The sequence below is a fragment of the Lentzea sp. NPDC092896 genome (genome assembly GCF_044754905.1).
Lineage (GTDB): Bacteria > Actinomycetota > Actinomycetes > Mycobacteriales > Pseudonocardiaceae > Lentzea.
Genome location: NZ_JBIVPX010000001.1, coordinates 553,905 through 573,834, shown reverse-complemented (window position 1 = coordinate 573,834; position 19,930 = coordinate 553,905). Strand labels below are relative to the sequence as shown.

Here is a 19,930-nt window from a genome sequence, read left to right as displayed (position 1 = left end):
TTTCTCCCCCTCAGATCGCCAGAAGCGTGCACAGCCAGTGCATGCCGCTGGCCGTGCTGGTCAGTGCCACGACGTCGCCCTCGGTGAGCTCCTCCGTCGTGAGGTAGTGCTCCAGCGACATCAGCTGGTCGGCGCACCCGACGTGCCCGTACGTCTGGGACACCTCGGTGTTCGTCCACTCAGGACCCTGGTCGAGGTCCTTGGCCAGCAACGTCATCGCCGGCACGCTGTCGTGCAGGTGCAGGAGCTTGCGCAGGTCGCCGGGCGTGATGCCGGCCCGCTTGCAGGCCCGGCGCACGACCTCGTGGTTGTTCGTGCGGATCGTCGAGACGAACTCGAACATCTTGCGGATGTCGCCCGCGAAGAACTCCTCGAGCCTCTTCTGCGGGCTCTTCACGCCCACGTCCTGCTGTCCGGCGTACGGATTGGCCGCGGCACCGACGTCCATCATCATGAAGTCGGCGTACCGGCCGTCGCTGATGATCTCGGTGTTCAGCCACCGGTTGCGCGGGTGGTCTCGCTGGACCACGGCCGCCGCGGCGCCGTCGGAGAAGATGCTGGTGTTGATCTCCATGCGGTTCCAGTACGGCTCGCACACCCGGTTGGCGCCGATGATCAGCGCCGTGCGGTAGTCCGGGTGCGTGGCGAACTTGCCGGCCACGACGTCGAACGCGGCCACTCCCCCGCCGCACGCCTGGGTCAGCAGCACGTTCTCCGACCCGTGCGCGCCGATCTTGGCCTGGGTGGCGCCCGCGGCGTCCCAGTACAGGTGCTCGGACAGGTCGGACATCGCGAGCACGATCAGGTCGACCTCGTGCGGCTGCACGCCCGCGTTGCTCAGCGCCTTCGCACCGGCCTCGGCGGCCAGGTCGGTGAGCCCGACGCCGTCCTTCGCGCGGTGGAACGTCCGGTAGCCCCAACCCAGCACGCGGTCGACATCGTCGGTGTAGCCGCCGGCGGCGGACGCCACGTCGACGGGATCGCCGAGCACGTGGCCGAGCGACAGGATTCCGAAGTGGACGGTCACGGGATCTCCTCGATTCTGGCCCCGGCGTCCGTCAGGAATCCGGCGGTGATCTGGTTGTGCGGGGTGCGGCGGTGCCGGAACGCGATGTCGCCGTGGACCTCGCGCAGGCGCTGGAGCACGACGTCCTCGACTCCCTTGCCGAGCACGACGCAGGACAGCGAGAACACGTCCACGACGCCGTCACGGGTGATGCCAACGGCACCGCTGACGCCGTACGAGCCGAACTTGTCGCTGACGCGCACCGCGAACACCTCGCGGTCCTCGGACAGGTCGAGCTTCTCGGTGCCGAGCGTGAAGTCCTTGGCCCTGGACACGACCTCGACGACCTTGGCCGCCGAGTCGGGTCCCACGGGCTGGAGGTCGACCTCGACGTTCAGGCCAGCCATGAAGTCGTCCAGCGAGACCGTCTCCCTGGTGGTGCGCCGAACGCGCTGGACGGCGGTGGACGGGACGGGGAGCCGGTCCAGCAGCCCGGACCGGACGAGCTCGCCCCGCCACGCGTCGGGCTTGGCGTCCAGCCGCAGCAGGACCGCGGCCTCGGCGGGAACACCCGCCGCCACGGCCAGTGCCGCGACCTCCTCCGTGCCCGTCCGCACCACCACCCTGGCGCCGGACTCGCGCAGCAGGTTCACCGGCTCGGCGAACGCGGCGACCGAGTCCTGGTCCACCACGACGACCCGCGGCGTCAGTCCGTACACGGCCCGGAGCACGCCGGCGAGCTGAGCTGCCAGCTCACCGAACACCGCCTCGGTGTACGGGATCTTGGCGAACTTGAACATCGCGGCGTGGTGGGCCTTGTCCGTGCCGACCGTGCGGATCGCCTGCTCGGCGTCCACCACCCAGGCGTCCGGCCGGCCTGCCAGCTCGGCCCGGATCGCTTCCCTGGCCTCGTGGGCCGCGGCGGCCGTGCCCGCGGCCCGCCCGTCGTCGAGGTGCCCGAACGCCCGTTCCTCCGGCACCGCGGGCAGCACGACGACCAGGAAAGACTTCCAGCGCCGTGCCGCCGACAGCGCGGCGTCGACCGCGGTCTGCAGCTCGTCACCCAGTTCCTCGAACCGGGGAGCCACGACGAGCACGTCCGGCCTCGCCAGTGCCATCGCCGACGTGTCGTCCAGGCACTGCCGCACGATCTGGTTGAACGGCGCGGTGCTGAACGAGACCGGCAATCCGGCGTCGTGCAGTGCGACGCCGACGTACGGCATCAGCGGGTCGATCGTGTAGCTCGCCAGCAGCCCCACGCTCACGACAGGGCGGACGTCGGTCTTCGCGATCTCCTGCCAGCGCAGACGCACGTCCATCAGACCTCGACCCCCTTGGCCCGCAGCACTTCCCGGACGTCCCGGACGGTGCGCGCGTCGGCGATCTCCTCGTAGTCGAACGAGAGCCCGTAGGCCTCCTCCAGCATCACGATCAGCTGGATGTGCCGCATGCTGGTCCAGCTCGCCAGCGTGTCCTGGCCGGCGTCGTCGGTGACGTGCGCGGGATCGACGTCCAGCGCTCCGGCCACCACATCGGTGAACGTCATGACCGTCCTCTCAGGCTGAGCGGGCGCATGTCCGTCCACACGCGACCGATGTGCGCCAGGCACTCGTCCTTGGTGCCGCTGACCCCGGCGTCACGCCATCCCGGCGCGTTGTCCTTGTGCGCGGGCCAGAGCGAGTACTGCTCTTCGTCGTTGATGACGACTCGATGAGTCATGTCGGCTCCTCAGTCGGCCAGCGCGGGCTGGCGGTCGAGCGGCTTGGCTTCCGGCTCCGGCTCGTGGTCGGGGACGAGGGTCTCGACCTCGCGGACGTTGCGGCTGAGGAAGCCCGCGACACCGACACCCGCGCCGAGCACGCCGACGACCACGAACAGCAACCCGATGCCCGAGCCGGGTCCGGTGCCGACCAGCCAGCCGAACGTGTCGGCCAGTGCCGTGTCGCCGCGCATCGCCGGTTCCAGCACCTTGTCCACCAGCGGACCCGCCGCCGCGAAACCGATCGGGACCGACAGGTTCTCGAAGAAGTTGCGCGCCGCGAAGACGCGGCCCTGCACGGCGGGGTCGACCTTCTCCTGCCAGATGGTCTGCGCGAGACCGTCGATGAACGGGATGGTCAGCTCGACGAAGAACATCGCCGCGGCCCACGCGATCAGGCCGTCACCGACGCCGTAGAGGATCCGGCCGACGATGCTGAACACCAGGATCGCGCCGAGCACCACCAGCATCTTGCGGCGCGGCGGCCGCATGAAGGCGAGCAGCGTGCCACCGAGCACACCACCGACCGCGCCGATGCTCTGCACCAGACCCAAAGTGCCCTCGTCGCCCAGCGTGCGGGCCAGCACCAGCGGAACGATCAACGCCCACGCCAGCGCGGCCAGGAGGCTGATCGAGAACAGCACGATCTGCACGGCCAGCAGCGGCGGGCGTTCGACGATGTAGCGGAACCCGAACACGCAGTCCTGCCAGAAGGTGGTCTTCTCGCGGTCCTGCCCCGGCACCCGCGGGATGGTCACCACGAGCACCGTGATGATCGCGGCCACGTAGGTGAGCCCGTCGATGAACAGGATCAGCTTGATGCCCGTGAGCCCGAGCAGGGTGGCGGCGAACGCCGGCGCGAAGATCACCGGGAAGCTCTTGACGGACCACATCATCGCGTTGGCCCGCAGGAACTTCCCCTTCTCCATCATCAGCGCGATGGTGGCCCCGAACGCCGGCCCCTGGATCGCGAGCAACGCGCCGGTCAGCACGTTGACGAGGTAGAGGTGCCACAGCTGGGTCGAGTCCGTGAGGAAGAGCGCCAGCAGGATGAACGTGACGGCGATCGACCCGATCTCGCTGACGATGATCGACGTCTTGCGGCTCCACTTGTCGATCAGGCTGCCCGCGACCGGGCTGAACAGGACCGTCGAACCGAAGCCGCAGAACATCATCAGCGCCATCGCGGTGGCCGAACCGGTGTGCTGCCACACCCAGATGCTGAGCGCGAAGTTCGTCATGCGGGTGCCGAGCGCGGACAGCAGCTGGCCCACCCACATGATCGTGAACGCGCCGAATCCCGAAGGCTTGGGCATTACCTCATCCTGTTCTGGTCAACGAGCCGGCGAAGCAGCTCTTCGATGTCGCCGAGCATCCGGCGCGCGGTCTCGGGCAGGTACATCTCGGTGCCGTAGTTCATCTCGACGCGGATCCGGCCGTCGACGAGCGATCCGACGACGTCGATCCGGCCGGGCCACACGGTTCCCTTGTCCTGCAGGACACCGAGTTCGGACTGGCACAGGTCGAACAGCTCGTCGGCGCTGGAGAGATCGGTGAACCCGAACGCGCCGGCGTAGTTGACGGTCAGCTGCGGGTTCGGCGTCTCCAGACGGTGACGCACAGCGGGATCCGGGTGGTTGTAGCGGAGCAGGCCGTAGCCGATGCCGTTGACCGGCACCTGCTTGAGCTGGTCCGCGAGCGAGACGATCGCGGCCGTGTCGCTCGCGTCGGGCAGCGTGAGCCGGACCGGGTACATGACCTGGAACCAGCCGACCGTGCGGGACAGGTCGAGGCCGTCGAACAACGCCTCGCGGCCGTGCCCGGTGGTCGCGATCGTCCATTCAGGACTGCCGGACCGGTCGGCCGCCATCCGCACGGACGCCCAGACCAGCAGGTCGCTCACGCCGACCTGATGTGCCTTGGCCAGCTCGCGCAAGCGCGTGGTGGTCTCGGCGTCGATGGTCGTGTGGATGTCCTGCATGACGCCGAACGTGTTGCGGCCCGGCAGGTCGGCGGTGATCTCCTCGGTTCCCGGCGCCTGCCGCTCCCAGTACGCCAGCTCCTGCACCGGCTTCGGGCCGCGGGCGTACTCGTCGATCTTCAGCGCCCAGTCCCGGAACGCCGTCGTCTTCGGCCCGAGATCGACCTCGCGGCCCGCGAGGACCTGGCGCAGCGCGTTCTGGAAGTCCTCCAGGATCAGGCTGCGGGAGATGCCGTCGGTGACCAGGTGGTGGCAGATGACCATCACGCGGTCGGGCTTGTGCCCGCCGAGTCCGAAGTGGACGACCTTGGCCAGCGGCCCGTCCGTGATGTCGAGCGTCGGGTGGACCTCGTTGAGGTGGTCCTCGATGGCCTGCTCGCGGTCGGCGGCGGCGGAGACGTCGAACGACACGAACGGCATCGCGCCCTCGACCGGGCCGTGCGAGGCGTGCCAGTCGATGCCCTCACGCCGGAACCGCAACCGCATTCCGTCGTGGTGGGCGACCAGCGCGTTCGTGGCCTGCTCCAACTGCTCCGGCGTGGCCGGGACGCGCAACTGGAGGTAGTACGGGTGGTTGAAGTGGGCGGGAGCGACCATCGACGTCGCCAGGGCCTCGAAGAACCAGCGCTGGGCACCGGTCGCCGGGAAGTCGCCCTCCACCGGTCCCTGGTCGGCAACCTGCTGCGGTGCGGCCGCGGCGCACAGCTCGGCGATCGTCCGCTTGGCCGTGAGCTGGGCCGGCGTGAACTTGATGCCCGCCTGGTTCGCGAGCCACACCACCTGGATCGCGGTCATCGAGTCGCCGCCCAGCGCGAAGAAGTCGTCGTGCGGCCCGACCTCCTCCAGCTTCAGCACCTCGCGCCACACGGCCGCAAGCGCTTGCTGCTCCTCGGACATCGGCACCCGCAGCAGCTCGGCGATCGTGCGCTTCGCGGTCAACTGAGCCGGGGTGAACTTGATCCCGGCCTGGTTCGCGAGCCACACCACCTGAATGGCGGTCATCGAGTCGCCGCCCAGCGCGAAGAAGTCGTCGTGCACGCCGACCTCGGACAGCTTCAGCACGTCCTGCCACACGGCCGCGAGCGCTCGTTCCTCGTCGGTGCGCGGAGCTTCGGTCGTGCTCGTCTCCTCCGGCAGGTCGCCCGAGTGCACGAGCCTGGCAAGCGCAGTGCCCAGCACGACGTCCCGGTTGCCCTCGGCCATCAGCAGATCGACGACGGACACCGCCGGGAAGCGCCGGGCGAGGCGGTCGGTCGCGTGCCCGAACACGCCGGGCCACGGCTTCTCGTCGCGTTCGGACGTGGCCAGCACCGCCAGGCCCGAGCCCGTGCGGCCGGTCCAGCGCTCGATCGCCGAGCACAGCCGGGCGAAGGCGTTCTCGAACTCGCCGACGCCACCGTCGAACAGGTCCTCCCAGCGCAGCACCAGCGCGGTCGTCTCGCGTTCCACGCCGTCCAGCCCGGCCTCCGGGTCCAGCAGCGGACGCAGGACCTGACCGGCCGGCGTGGTGCGGACCGTCATCGGCAGGTCGAGCTTGTCCGCCCACGACGACAGCACCGGCAGCACACCGTCGAGCGGCCGCGACGACACGATGCTCATCGGGCAACCGTCCACAGCGGACTCGGTGCGCTCGACGACGATCTGCGCGTCCGGTGCCTCGACCAGTTCGGTGAGCTGCGCGACGAACGACTCCAGCAGTTCGTCCGCTGCGCAGGGGGTGAGCAGGTCGGCGCTGTACTCCAGGGTCGCGGCCAGCTCGCCGTGCTCGGTCGTCAGCGTGAGGAACAGGTCGAAGTCGAGGCTGGTGACCGGCACCTCCAGCGGCACGAGGTCGAGCCCCGGCCACGACATGGCCTCGTCGGGCAGGTCCGCGTAGTTGAACGCGCACTGGTAGACCGGGTGCCGCCCCTTCTGCCGCGGCAACACGTGGGCGACGCTGGAGAACGGCACGTCGGCGTGCTGGTAGCCGTCGACCATCGAGCGGTGCACCCGCTGCAGGATCTGCCGGAACGTGAGGCGTCCGGCCAGGTCGACGCGGATCGGCAGCAGGTCGGTGAAGCAGCCGATCAGGTGCTCGACCTCGGGACGCGGCCTGCCCTGCTGCGGCACGCTCAGCACGACGTCCGGCTGCGCGCTGCGGCGGTAGAGCACCACCGCGTACGCCGCCAGCAGCGTGGCGAACGGCGTGCTGCCCTCGGCGCGGGCCAGTTCCTTGAGCGTCTCCGCGACCTTGCCCGGCACCTCGGACGACGTGCGGCGCGTCTCGTTGCGCTCGGGCCGTTCCGCCGGGAGTTCCAGCTGCGACGGGGCGTCGGCGAGGTACGAGCGCCAGTGGTTCAGGTGCGGTTCGAGCGCTTCCTCGGTGAGGAGTTCCTGTTGCCACGCCGCGTAGTCCGCGTACTGGACCGCCAGCTCGGGCAGGTCGCCCTGGGCGTAGCAGGCGGACAGCTCGGCGAGCAGCACGCCCCAGGACGTGTTGTCGCAGACGATGTGGTGCATGCCGAGCAGCAGGTGGTGCTCGTTCGCGCCGGTCCGCACCAGCCGTACGCGCAGCAGCGGTCCGTTCTCCAGGTCGTACACGTGGTTCGTGTGCTCGACCAGGAACTCTTCCGGCGAGCCGACGGACTCGGGCAGCCAGCAGTCCATTTCGGACTGAACGACCATCACCGGCCGGCCGTCCCGCTCGGCGAACGTGGTGCGCAGGATCTCGTGCCTGCGCACGACCTCCGCGACCGCGCCGCGCAACGCCGGTACGTCCAGCGAGCCGCGCAGCAGGACCGCGAACGTCGTGTTCATCCTGGTCGTGGTGGTGTCGAGCTGGGTCGCCGCCCACATGCGTTGCTGGATCGCCGACAGCTCGAGGGCGTTGATGCGGGAGACCGGCGACAGCGGATGCCCGGTCTCCCGCGGCTCGTCGACGAGCGCGGCCAGTGCCTCGACGGTCGGGTGGGTGAACAGCGCGTGCAGCGACACGTCGACGCCGAACTCCGCGAACACCTTCGACAGCAGCTGCGTCGCGAGCAACGAGTGGCCGCCCAGCGCGAAGAAGTCGTGCGTCACGCCGACCTCGTCGAGCTTGAGCACCTCCCGCCACACCTCGGCGAGCCGTTCCTCCGTCTTCGTGCGCGGTGCCACCGGGGGCGTGTCGATCGCGACGGCCCTGATGGCGGGCGCGGCCCGGTCGGCCAGCGACGCCGGGTCGCCGAGCGCGGTCTCCAGCAGGTGCAGGCGATCCGCGCCGAGATGCAGCTTGCGGGTCAGCAGGATCGCCAGCGCGGCGAACATCTCCTGCGTGTACGGGACGTGGCCGAGCTTGTCGGCCTGCGGGTCGAACGTGCCGCTGACCGGCAACACCTTGGCCCAGTCCGCGAACCACACGGCGTGCACGCCCTCGGTCTGGTCCGCGAGCACGGCCAGCCGGTCGTCGAGGTGACCGAACGTCTGCTCGGACGGGCACACGACGAGGAACAGCGGCGCCTCCGACCGTTGCCGGTAGGCGGTGACGGCGGTCTCCAGGTCCTGCCAGTTCGCCTCGACGGCGTCGCCGTGCCGCAGCCAGTCCTCCCAGCGCAGCAGCACGACGTGGGCGAGCCTGCCACCGTCACCGGCGAGCAGGTGCCGCACGATCTGCTGGTAGGGAGCCAGTTCGACGTCGACCGGCAGGCGCAGCACACCGTTGAGCACGTCGAGAGGCTCACGCACGGGGTCCGCGGTGAACGTGGCCGCGATCGAGATCCGGTCCCTGCGCCGCAGCGGCTCTCCTGACACCAGCCCGGTGAGCACGGTGAGGAACTGCTCGCCGAGGTCGCGCACGGTCTCGTCGAGGTAGAGGTCCGCGTTGTAGCCGAGAACGCCGCGCAGCTCACCGTCCACTCTTGACAGCACGACGAACAGGTCGAAGTCGGTGAGGCCGTTGTCGACCTCGAACGGGCTGAACTCGACACCGTCCGCCACCCGTGCGGCCGGCGCCTCGGTGAGGCTGAGCATGGCCTGGAACAACGGGTTCTGGCTCGGGTCGCGCGGCGGGTCGACGGCCTCCACCACCCGTGCGTAAGGCGCGTCCTGGTGCGAGTAGGCCTCGCTGATGGCCCGGTGCGTGCCCCGGATGGCCTCGTCCGCGTCACCGTCCAGGTCGACTCGCAGCACCAGCATGTTCGCCAGCGAGCCGATCATCGACTCCAGTTCGGGCCGGCCGCGGCCGCTGACGGGCATGCCGAGCAGCACCCGTTCCTGGCCGATCAGCGCCGCGAACCCGCTGAGCACCACGGCGTTCAGCGACACCCCGAGCTCACGAGCCCGCGCCGCGAGCCGTTCGGTCAGGTCCTTCGGGACGACGAAGTGGTGCCGTCCCCCGGTGTGCGTCTGCACGGCCGGGCGCGGCAGGTCGGACGGCACGGTGGACCGGGCCGGGCTGCCGGCGAGCTTCTCCCGCCAGTAGGCCAGGTGCTCGTCCATCACCTCGTCGGTCAGCCTGCGGCGCTCGGCTGCGGCGTGCCGGCCGAACGACGTGGTCAGCTCGGGCAGCGTCGCGCCGCCGTAGAACGCGACGAGGTCGGCGCCGAAGACCTCGGCCGACGCCGCGTCGAACACGATGTGGTGCGCGGTCACCAGCAGGAGGTGCTCCTGCTCGCCGAGCACCACGAGCCGGAACGCCACCAGCGGGCCGGCACTCAGGTCGAACACGTGCCGGGCCTGCTCCAGCGCGATCTCCTGGGCCCGCTCCGGGTGCTCCGACAGGTCGGTGACCTCGATGGCGATCGACACGTTGTCGCGTACTCGTTGGCGCAGCTCGCCATCGCGCTCGAAGAACGTGGTGCGCAAGGCGGAGTGCCGGTCCACGACCCGGCCGACGGCCAGTTCGAGGGCGGTGCGGTCGAGCGGCCCGGTGAGCTTGAGCCCGAACGGGATCGCGTAGGCGGGGTTGCCGGGGTCGAGGCGGTCGAGGAACCAGAGCTGTTCCTGGGTGAACGACACCGGCTGCGAACGGTCGGCGTTGCGCAGCCGCAGTGCGAGGAGTTGTCGCTGCTCTTCTGTCAGCGAGCTGGTCAGGTGGTCTGTCATGACTGGGAGATCTCCTGGGAATCCCGCTCGCGGTCCAGTTCGGCCCGCAGCTCTTCCGGTGACATGTCGCGGATCTCGGCGAGCAGCCGGGCGAACTCGTCGTCCTGCGCCGGCACGGCGGCGGCGCGCAGCTGGTCGATCCTGGCGGCCAGCTTCGAGGGAGTCGGCGCCTCGAAGATCGCGGCCGCGGGCAGCGCGACGCCGAGCTCCGCCGTGATCCGCGCGAGGATCTGCGTGGCCAGCAGCGAATGCCCGCCCAGCTCGAAGTAGTCGTCGTTCGGGCCGATGCGCGCGATGCCGAGCAGCTCCTGCCAGATCCCGGTGATCACGGCCAGATCGCCGTCCACCGGGGTGTCGGCAGCCTGGGGCAGCACCTCGATGACCTCGATCTCGCGCGGTGCCGTACCGGGAAGCTCGACCCAGTGGCGTGCCCGCTCGAACGGGTACTGCGGCAACGGAACCCGGCGCCGGCGCTCGTCCGACGTCAGCGCACCGAGGTCCACCTCGGCACCGGCGATCCACAGCCTGCCGGCCGCGGCCAGCATCGTGTCGAGGTCGTGCTTGTCCTCGCGGGGGTGCCGAAGCGACCCGAACGCCTTGGCGCCGCCCAGATCGTGCTGACGGGCCAGCGTGGTCAGAACGTTGCCGGGCCCGACCTCCAGCACGGTGACCGATTCGGCGAGCATCGTCCGCAGTCCCTCGCTGAACCGCACCGCCGCACGGGCGTGCCGCGCCCAGTAACCGGGCTCGGTCGCCTCCTCCGCGGTGATCCACGTGCCCGACACGTTGGAGATGAAGGGAATCCGCGGTTCGCGCAGCTCGACCTGGCTCACCAGCGCGGCGAACTCGCCGAGCATCGGGTCGATCATCGACGAGTGGAACGCGTGCGAGGTGTGCAGCCGTCGGCTGGTGACGCCCAGCTCCGCCTCGAACCGCTCGATCGCCTCGAACGTGCCCGCGACCGTGCTCATGTTCGGCGCGTTGCTCGCCGCCAGGCACACGTCCCGCGGCAGCACCAGATCATCGGCACCCAGCGGCACCGACAGCATGGCGCCCGCGGGCAGCGCGTCCATCAGCTCACCGCGTGCCGTGACCAGCTTCAGCGCGTCCGCCAGGGAGAACACCCCGGCCAGGCACGCCGCCACGTACTCGCCGACGCTGTGCCCGAGCATCGCGCTCGGCCGCACACCCCAGTGCTCCCAGAGCTTCGCGAGCGAGTACTCGACCGCGAACAGCGCGGGCTGGGTGTACTTCGTGCGGGTCAACCGGTCCGCGTCGGCGAGCACCTCGTCCAGGTCGAACGGCAGCAGCGCGGCGCACTCGTCCAGCGCGGCGCGGAACACCGGTTCCTCGTCCGCGAGCTGGGAGGCCATGCCCGCGTACTGGGAACCCTGGCCGGGGAACAGGAACACCACGTCCCGCCGGTCACCAGTGCCGATCCACGCCTCGGAGAGCGTGGTGCTCTCCCCGCCGCCCACCACAGCGGCCATCCGATGCCGCAGCACCCGCCGCCCCGTCCTCAAGGTGTGCGAGACGTCCGCGAGCTCCTGACCTCCAGTGGCCAGGTGTTCGGCGAGCCGCTCGCGGCTCTCCTCCAACGACTTCTCGCTCGCGGCCGACAGCACCACCAGGTGCCGCGACCTGCCCGACGGCATCGGGTCGGGCGACGGCGGCTCCTCCAGCACGGCGTGCGCGTTCGTGCCGCCCATGCCGAACCCGCTGACCCCGGCGCGGCGCGGCCCTGATCCCGGCCACGGCATTGCCTCGCGGTTGACGAAGAACGGGCTGTTCTCCAGCCCGGTCTCGGGGTTGGGCGCGGTGAAGTACGGACTCGGCGGCACCACGCCGTTCTGGACGGCGAGCGCGGCCTTGACGAACCCGGCGACACCGGCCGCCGCGTCCAGGTGCCCGATCAACGCCTTGACCGAGCCCAGCGCGCAGGCCTCCGGCGGGCTGACGAACGCCTGGGTCAGCGCGGCCACCTCGATCGGGTCGCCGAGCGGCGTGGCGGTGCCGTGCGCCTCGACGTAGCCGATCGTCGAGGAGTCCACTTCGGACAGGTCGTGCGCGGCCCTGATCACCCGGGCCTGGCCGTTCACGCTGGGAGCGGTGAAACCCACCTTGTCCGCGCCGTCGTTGTTGACCGCGGTGCCCTTCACGACGGCGTAGATCGTGTCGCCGTCCGCCATCGCGTCCTCGAGGCGGCGCAGCACCACGGCGGCGACGCCGTTGCCCGCGACCACGCCGTGCGCGTCGGCGTCGAACGGGAGGCAGCGCCCGTCTGCGGCGAGGATGCCGCCCTCGGTGTGCTGGTAGCCCTCGTGCACCGGCGGCCTGATCGACACGCCACCGGCGAGCGCGATGTCGCAGTCGCGGCCCAGCAACGCCTGGCAGGCCACGTGGATCGTGACCAGCGACGACGAGCACGCCGTCTGCACGGTGATCGCCGGCCCGGTGAGGTCGAGGTGGTAGGCGACGCGGCTGGCGAGCGTGTCCTTGTCGTTGGCCAGCAACAGGTCGAGCGGTTGCAACCCGCCCGGCACCGCGGGGTTGTTCCACAGGTGCCGCAACAGGTACGTGTCGATGCTCGCCGACGCGTAGACGCCGACGTCCTGCCCGCCGCCGAGGTGCCCGGCGTGTTCGAGCGCGTGCCAGGCGCACTCCAGGAACACCCGCTGCTGCGGGTCCAGCACGGCCGCGTCGCGCGGGCTGTAGCCGAACAGCTTGGCGTCGAAGAACTCGATGCCGTCCAGCGCGCCGCCCATCGGTACGAAACTCGGATCCGCACGTCGTTCCACGGACACGCCCGCGGCGTCGAGCTCCTCGTCGGTGAAGCGGCGCACGCCGGCCTCACCGGCGAGCACGTTGGCCCAGAACTCGTCCACGGTGGACGATCCGGGGAAGCGGCCGGCCATGCCGACGACCGCGATCTCCAGTCCGGTGTACTCGGTCACTTTCTCCCCCTTGCCAGCAAGGCCTTCCGGCCGCCGACGGACCGCGTCTCCACCTGGCCGCCGCCGTCGAAGTGAGCCGCGAGCGCTCGAACGGTCGGGTAGGTGAACAACGTGACCGTCGGCACCTCGCGTGCGAACAACTCGGCCAACCTGCTCCGCGCCTTGACCAGCAGCACGGAGTTGCCGCCCAGGTCGAAGAAGTTGTCGTCGGCCCCGACCCGGTCCATCCGCAGGACCTCGCGCCAGACGTCGGAGATCGCGCGTTCGGTCTGGTTGCCGGCGGGCACCACGACCCGTTCGGTCCGCACCGACTCCGGCTTCGGCAACGCCCGGTGGTCGAGCTTCCCGTTGGGGTTGCGCGGAATCGTCGGCACCTCGACGAACGCCGAGGGCACCATGTACTCGGGCAGCCCGCGTCGCAGGTGGGCCCGCAGCTCCGCACCGTCGATCCGGCACCCGTCCGCGGCCACCGCGTAGGCGACCAGCCGCACGTCACCCGGCACGTCCTCGCGAGCGATCACCACCGCCGCGCGTACCGAGGGGTGCTGGCTCACGGCGGTCTGGATCTCGCCCAGCTCGATCCGGTAGCCGCGCAGCTTGATCTGGTCGTCCATCCGCCGCAGGAACTCGACCTGTCCGTCCGGCAGGAATCGCGCGAGGTCACCGGTCCGGTACAGACGCCCGTCGCCGAACGGGTCGGACACGAACCGCTCCGCCGTGAGCTCCGGCCGGTTCAGGTAGCCGCGGGCGACCTGCACTCCGCCGAGGTACAGCTCCCCCGGCACTCCGACGGGCAACGGCTCCCGGTTCTCGTCCAGCACGTAGGCCGTGTTGCCCGTGATCGGACGGCCGATCGGCAACGGGCTCTCCGTGCCGTCGCACTCCGAGGTGGTGATCCAGATGCTCGCCTCGGTCGGCCCGTAGACGTTGACGAACCGGCGCCCCGGCGCCCACGCGGCGGCGACCTCGTCCGGGCAGGCCTCGCCACCGGCCATCAGCGTGCGCAGGCCGGGCACCAGCGCCGGATCGGTCAGCCGAAGCACGGTCGGCGGCAGGCAGGCCATGTCGACGTGCTGCGAGTTGATCGTGCGGGCCAGGTCGGGACCGGGCTGCAGGTCGTGCTGCGCGGCCAGCACCACCGTGGCACCCGAGCGCAGCGTGACCATGATGTCGGCGACGGACACGTCGAAGCTGAACGACGCGAACTGCAGCATCCGGTTGCCCGGCCCGATGCCGAGCATCCTGGCCAGCTCGTCCGCGAGGTTCACCACGCCCCGGTGCGGCAGCATGGCGCCCTTCGGCTTGCCGGTGGACCCGGACGTGTAGATCACGTACGCGAGGTCGTCCGGCTCGACGGTCCGGCGCAGGCGCGCCGCCGGAACACCCGCGAAGTCGGTCTCGTCCAACGGAAGCGTGTCCACACCGGGAAAGCGCTCGGCCAGCGCCGCCAGCGTCACGACGACGCGCAGGCCCGAGTCGGAGACCATGTACGCCAGCCGATCCGCCGGGTACTCCGGGTCGAGCGGCACGTAGGCCGCGCCGGACTTGAGCACACCCTGTTGCGCCACCACGAGGTCCAGCGACCTCGGCAGGCTGATGCCGACGAAGTCGCCGCGCCCGATCCCGCGCGACCGCAGCAGGTGCGCGAGCCGGTTCGCGCGCTCGTCGAGCTCGCGGTAGGTGAGCCGCTGGTCCTCGAACACCAGCGCCACGGCGTCGGGCGTGCGATCGGCGGAGGCCTCGGCCAGTTCGTGCACCAGCACGCCGTCCAGCCGTGCGGACGCCGGCGGGTTCCACTCCTCGACGATCTGCGCGCGCTCGGCGGCGGTGATCATCGTCAGCCGGCCGATCGGGCACGACGGGTCGGCGAGACCGGAGCCGAGCAGCATCTCCAGGTGGCCGAGCAGGCGACGCGCGGTCGCGGGTTCGTACAACGCGCTGTCGAACTCCAGCAGGCCGGTGATCCCGCCCTCGGTGGACGTGACGCCCAGCTCCAGGTCCCACTTCGCGGTCCCGGAGTGCGACGCGACCCGGTCGACGGTGACACCGGGCAGCGCGAAGATCTCGTGCTGGCTGTCCTCCATGCCGACGATCGTCTGGATCACCGGCTGGTGCGCGGTGCTGCGCGGTGGGGCGAGGGCCTCGACGACCCGTTCGAACGGCAGTTCCTGGTGCTGCTGTGCGGCCAGCGTCGTGTCCCGCACCTGGTGCAGCAACGACCGGAAGCTCGCAGCGGAGTCCACAGTGGAACGAATGGCGACGGTGTTGACGAAGAAGCCGAGCGCGTTCTCGATCTCGGCCCTGCGGTTGCCCACGTTGGTGCCGACCACGATGTCGTCGGCGCCGGAGTACCGGTGCAGCAGGACGTTCCACGCGGTCAGCAGCACCATGAACGGCGTCACGCGCTCGGCCAGGCAGAACGAGTCGAGCTGCTTCTTGAGCGCTGCGGGCCAGGCGAACTCGACGGCACCGCCCCGCATCTTCATCACGGCCGGACGCGGGTGGTCGGTCGGCAGTTCCAGCACCGGCGGCACCCCGGCGAGCTGGGCCGTCCAGTAGTCCAGCAGCCGGGTGCCGTCCGGACCTCCGAGCCACTCGGTCTGCCAGCGGCTGAAGTCCAGGTACTGCGTCGGCGCCGGGCCCAGGTCGCGCGACTCGTACGCGGCCCGCCACTCGGCGAACAGCAACTGGGTGCTCCAGCCGTCGCAGACGATGTGGTGCATCGAGACGAGCAACAACGCGTCGGTCTCGTCGAACACCACCAGCTCCGCGCGTAGCAAAGGCCCGTCCGCCAACGAGAACGGCTCCTGGGCGGCCTCCGCCGCACGTGCCGTCGCGAAGGCATCGCGATCGTCGGCCTCGGCACGCGTGACCACGAGCGAGAACTGCGGCTCCGGCAGGATCACCTGGCGCGGGTCGCCGTCGAGGTCGAGGAACACGGTCCGCAACACCTCGTGCCGCCGGCCGATCTCCAGCAGCGCGGCGGCCAGAGCGTCGCTGTCCACGGGCCCGCGCAGCCGGAAGGCGTACGGCACGTTGTAGACCGGGCTGCCGGGGTGCAACTGGTCGAGCAGCCACAGCCGGCGCTGCCCGGACGACACCGGGTAGACGCCGAAGTCCTCACCCCGTTCGGCGAGCTGCGCGAACACGGCCGCGCGCTTGTCGGGATCCAGCGCTTTCAAGCGCCGCAACACGTCCTGCACGATTTCCCCCTCTTTCACAGATCGAGCAGGTCGGCGACGGAGAGCGAGGACCTGGCCTCGGCTCGGATCGCACCGACGGAGACGGGTGTGGTGTCACGCAGGCGATCGACCTCGGTGGCGATGCCGGCGACGGTCGGGTGGTCGAACAGGGACCGCATCGGGAGCCGGACCCCCAGTTCGCTCTCGATGCGCGAGAGGATCCGGGCTGCCTTCAGCGAATGACCGCCGAGGTCGAAGAAGTCGCTGTCCCGGCCGATCGACTCCGCGCCGAGCACCTGCCGCCACAGGTTCGCGACGGCGACCTCGGTGAGCGTCTGCGGCTCCTCGATCACCTCGGCGGCGATCTCCGGGTCCGGCAGCGCACGAAGATCGAGCTTTCCGTTGCGGGTCAACGGCAACACGTCCAGCGGCACCAGGGCGGACGGCACCAGGTAGGCGGGCAGTGCGTCCCGGACGTGCCGCATCAGCTCGTCGAGGTGCTCGTCACCCGCCTTCTCCAGCACGACGTAGCCGACCAGGCTCACGTCACCAGCGGCGTCTTCTCGCGGTACCACGACCGCCTGACGCACCAGTCCCGACGAGTGCAGGCAGGCCTCGACCTCGCCCGGCTCGATCCGGAACCCGCGGATCTTGACCTGCCGGTCGGCCCGCCCCAGGTACTCGAACGTCCCGTCGGGCAACAAACGTGCCAGGTCACCGGTCCGGTACAGCCGCGCGCCGAGCTTGCCGCCCACGTGGTCGGGCACGAACTTCTCGGCGGTCAGCGCGGGATTGCCGACGTAACCGCGGCCGACGCCGTCACCGCCGATGCACAGCTCGCCCACGGCCATCGGCGGCACCGGCTCCAGGTACTGGTCCAGCACGTAGAGCTGCGTGTTGCTCAGCGCGCGCCCCAACGGAATGCGGCCTTCCGCGCGTTCGCACTCGTGACTGGACGCGAAGGTCGTGGTCTCGGTCGGGCCGTAGCCGTTCACGACGTGGCGCGGTCCGCCGGGATGCGCGATCAGGGTGGCGATCGCGTGCTCGTCCGGCTGTTCGCCGCCGAACACGAAGTAGCGCAACCCCGACAAGGCGCCGGGCAGCTCCCGCGCCACGTGCATGGCGACCGAGGTGGTGAGGAACAGCGTATCGATCTCGTTGGCCCGCAACCACTCCCCCAGCGCCGCCGGGTCGAGCGCGACGTCCTTGGGCAGCCCGATCAGCCGGCCGCCGTTCAGCAACGCGCCCCAGATCTCGAACGTCGCCGCGTCGAACGTGGTGGTGGACGCCTGCGCGACCCGGTCACCGGGCGCGAAGTCGACGTAGTTCGTGTCGCGGACCAGCCGGACGACGTTGCGGTGGCTGACGCACACGCCCTTCGGCATGCCGGTCGAACCGGAGGTGTACATCACGTACGCGAGGTCGTCCGCGACCAGAGTCCGTTGTGGACGATCAGCGGGACAGGTGAGGACCATGGCCGACAGGTCGACCAGCTCGACACCGGACAGCTCGACGGACCGGTCCGCGACGACGACAGCGGCGGAGGCGTCGGCGCACAACGCCTGCAGGCGGTCGAGCGGGTACTCCGGGTCGAGCGGCAGGTAGGCGCCACCGGCCTTGAGCACCGCGATCGCGGCGACGATCCAGTCCACGCCGCGGTCCATCAGGATGCCGACGGGCGTTCCCGTGCCCACCCCGAGCGTGCCGAGGTGCGCACCGAGCCGGTTGGCCCGCAGGTCCAGTTCCGCGTAGGTGAGCCGCACGCCGCCGAACTCGACGGCGACGTCGGCGGAGTACCGGTCGACGGTCTGCTCGAACAGCTCGACGAGCGTCGCGTCCGCCGGGTACGCGGTCGCGTTCGCGTTGAGGTCGCGCACGATCCGGCCGCGTTCGTCGGACGAGAGCAGCGAGAGGTTCGACAGCCGCACGTCGGGCGTGGTCGTGAGCTGGCCGAGCACGGTGGCGAAACGCTCGGTCAGGTCGACGACGTCGGCACGCCGGTAGAGCGCGGTGCGGTACTTGACCCAGCCGCGCATCTCGCCGCTGCCGGAGTCGGGCAGCTGCAGTTCGAGGTCGTAGATCCCCTGGTCGCTGGTGCCCTGGGTGAACGTGAAGACGCAGCCGCCGGCGGCCAGCGGCCCGGCCAGCGGCGGCGGGGACGCGAAGACCACCTGGAAGATCGGGTGCCGGTCCACGTCGCCGGTCTGCCCGAGCGCCTCGCAGACCTGGTGGAACGGCGCGTCGCGGTGGTCGAGCGCGTCGAGAACCGTGTCGCGGACGACGTCCATCGCCTCGCGGTACGTCGGGTCGGACCCGAGCCGCACGCGCAGCGCCAGCATGTTGACGAAGTAGCCGACCAGGTCGTGGGTGTCGGCGTGCTCGCGTCCGGCGGACGGCGAGCCGACCACGATGTCCGACGAGCCGGTCAACCGGTGCAGCAGCACGGAGAACGCGCTCAGCAACACCATGAACGACGACGACCGGTGCGTGCTCGCCGCGCGCCGTACCGCGTTCGCCAGCTCCTCCGGCACGACCAGCGGCAGTGCCTCGGCGGCGAAGTCGGGCTGGGCCGGGCGGGTGCGGATGCCCGGCAGCTCCAGCGGTTCCGGCAGATCGGCCAGTTCCGAACGCCAGTGCCCGACCTCTCCCGCGAGCGGCGCGATGTCGCGGAACGCGACCGAAGGCCGGGGCAGCGAGACGTCCGCACCGTCCACCGCGGACTGGTAGCAGCGCGGCAGTTCGTCCTGGATCACCGCGACCGACGCGCCGTCGATCGCGATGTGGTGCACCAGCAGGACGAGCTGGTGACGGTCGTCCTCCAGGCGCAGCAACACGATGCGCAACGGCAGCCCGCTGGAGATGTCGACGCGGCGGGCGAGTTCGGCCGCCACCAACGCCTCCGCGCGCGCCGAGCGCTCGGCGGGAGGAAGATCACGCAGGTCGCGCGTCGCGATCGACACGTGCGCTTCCAGCGCGATCTCCGGTACGAGCTCGGTGCCGTCGAGGCGATAGCTGGTGCGCAACGGTTCGTGCCGGTTGACCACCGCGGTCAGCGCGGCGGCGAGCGCGTAGGTGTCCAGCTCGCCGGTGATCTCCACGTACACCGGCACGGTGTTGAACGTGGCGTCCGGCGCGAGCTGGTCGGAGAACCAGATCTGCTGCTGACCGCGGGTGGCCGCGGGGTGCTGCTCGGTCACTGCACACCTTCCCTGGCGGTCGCCGAACGCAGGACGCTCGTCACCGCTGCCGGATCGTCTTTGAGGTAGAAGTGGCCGCCGGGCCGGACCACGAGGTCGAAGCCGGCGACGGTGTGGTGCTGCCAGGCGGCGACGTCGGCCACGGTCGCGAGCGGGTCGTCGGTGGCGGCGAACGCGGTGACGGGCACGTCGATCACGTCCCGCACGCCGTGGAAACCGGCGCACACGGTCAGGTCGGCGCGCAGCGTCGGCAGGAGCAGGCCGAGCATCTCCTCGTGCGCCAGCAGATCCGCGGGCACACCGCCGAGCGTGGTCATCCAGTCGAGCAGACCGTCGTCGTCGAGCAGGTGCGGCTCGCCACCGAACGCCAGGTGCGGAGCCTTGGCCGCGGACACGAACAGGTGCTCGACCCGGTCGCCGAGCCTGCGCGCGACGTCGAACGCGAGCAGCCCGCCCATGCTGTGGCCGAACAACACCAGCGGTGTCCGGATCTCCCGGCGGATCGCCTCTGCCAGTGGCGCGGCGATCAACGCGGCGTCGGTGACCGCGGGTTCGCCGAACCGCCGTTCCCTGCCCGGCAGCACCGCGCTCCACAGTTCGACCGCGTCGCCCAGCAGGTCCGGCCAGTCCCAGAAGGCCGACGCACCACCGCCGGCGTACGGAACGCACACCACCCGCAGTGCCGCCTCAGGCCGAGGCCGAGGACAGATCAGCCAGCTACTCCCCACCCTTAACACCCCCGTGTTCCACCACTCCGAGAAAGCTAGAAACCGCCCCTTAGCGCAGCCTT

General features: G+C 70.5%; 10 protein-coding genes. All 10 read right to left on the bottom strand.

Going from position 1 to position 19,930, the window contains the following annotated elements:
- Nucleotides 1-10: 10 nt before the first annotated feature.
- Genes ACIQF0_RS02820 through ACIQF0_RS02775 form a run of 10 tightly spaced genes read right to left on the bottom strand, consistent with a single transcriptional unit; the run spans nucleotide 11 to nucleotide 19,868 of the window.
- Nucleotides 11-1,027, bottom strand: coding sequence for a 3-oxoacyl-ACP synthase III family protein (locus ACIQF0_RS02820; protein ID WP_401023764.1), 1,017 nt, complete (start codon nucleotides 1,025-1,027; stop codon nucleotides 11-13).
- Nucleotides 1,024-2,325: a hypothetical protein gene (locus ACIQF0_RS02815; RefSeq protein WP_401023762.1), complete on the bottom strand. Its 1,302-nt coding sequence runs from the start codon at nucleotides 2,323-2,325 to the stop codon at nucleotides 1,024-1,026. Before ACIQF0_RS02815 ends, ACIQF0_RS02820 begins: the two co-directional genes overlap by 4 nt.
- Nucleotides 2,325-2,552, bottom strand: coding sequence for an acyl carrier protein (locus tag ACIQF0_RS02810; protein WP_319973562.1), 228 nt, complete (start codon nucleotides 2,550-2,552; stop codon nucleotides 2,325-2,327). Before ACIQF0_RS02810 ends, ACIQF0_RS02815 begins: the two co-directional genes overlap by 1 nt.
- Nucleotides 2,549-2,725 carry an MbtH family protein gene (locus ACIQF0_RS02805; protein ID WP_093588364.1) on the bottom strand — a complete coding sequence of 59 codons (177 nt, stop codon included), beginning with the start codon at nucleotides 2,723-2,725 and terminating at the stop codon, nucleotides 2,549-2,551. Before ACIQF0_RS02805 ends, ACIQF0_RS02810 begins: the two co-directional genes overlap by 4 nt.
- 9 nt (nucleotides 2,726-2,734) lie before the next feature.
- A complete protein-coding gene (locus tag ACIQF0_RS02800; protein WP_401023760.1) occupies nucleotides 2,735-4,081 on the bottom strand; it encodes an MFS transporter in 1,347 nt (448 codons plus the stop codon).
- Nucleotides 4,081-9,807, bottom strand: coding sequence for a condensation domain-containing protein (locus tag ACIQF0_RS02795; RefSeq protein WP_401023758.1), 5,727 nt, complete (start codon nucleotides 9,805-9,807; stop codon nucleotides 4,081-4,083). The genes ACIQF0_RS02800 and ACIQF0_RS02795 overlap by 1 nt, the downstream gene beginning before the upstream one ends.
- Entirely contained in the window at nucleotides 9,804-12,761 is a 2,958-nt protein-coding gene (locus ACIQF0_RS02790) for a type I polyketide synthase (protein WP_401023756.1), read from the bottom strand. The genes ACIQF0_RS02795 and ACIQF0_RS02790 overlap by 4 nt, the downstream gene beginning before the upstream one ends.
- Entirely contained in the window at nucleotides 12,758-15,964 is a 3,207-nt protein-coding gene (locus tag ACIQF0_RS02785) for an amino acid adenylation domain-containing protein (protein ID WP_401023755.1), read from the bottom strand. The genes ACIQF0_RS02790 and ACIQF0_RS02785 overlap by 4 nt, the downstream gene beginning before the upstream one ends.
- A 14-nt stretch (nucleotides 15,965-15,978) precedes the next feature.
- A complete protein-coding gene (locus tag ACIQF0_RS02780) occupies nucleotides 15,979-19,140 on the bottom strand; it encodes an amino acid adenylation domain-containing protein (protein ID WP_401023753.1) in 3,162 nt (1,053 codons plus the stop codon).
- Entirely contained in the window at nucleotides 19,137-19,868 is a 732-nt protein-coding gene (locus ACIQF0_RS02775) for a thioesterase II family protein (protein WP_401023751.1), read from the bottom strand. The genes ACIQF0_RS02780 and ACIQF0_RS02775 overlap by 4 nt, the downstream gene beginning before the upstream one ends.
- Nucleotides 19,869-19,930 lie beyond the last annotated feature (62 nt).

What these genes read in the sequence shown, in the direction of transcription:
- ACIQF0_RS02815 (WP_401023762.1), bottom strand. Translation starts at nt 2,325, where the DNA reads ATGGACGTGCGTCTGCGCTGGCAGGAGATCGCGAAGACCGACGTCCGC.
- ACIQF0_RS02810 (WP_319973562.1), bottom strand. Translation starts at nt 2,552, where the DNA reads ATGACGTTCACCGATGTGGTGGCCGGAGCGCTGGACGTCGATCCCGCG.
- ACIQF0_RS02805 (WP_093588364.1), bottom strand. Translation starts at nt 2,725, where the DNA reads ATGACTCATCGAGTCGTCATCAACGACGAAGAGCAGTACTCGCTCTGG.
- ACIQF0_RS02800 (WP_401023760.1), bottom strand. Translation starts at nt 4,081, where the DNA reads ATGCCCAAGCCTTCGGGATTCGGCGCGTTCACGATCATGTGGGTGGGC.
- ACIQF0_RS02795 (WP_401023758.1), bottom strand. Translation starts at nt 9,807, where the DNA reads ATGACAGACCACCTGACCAGCTCGCTGACAGAAGAGCAGCGACAACTC.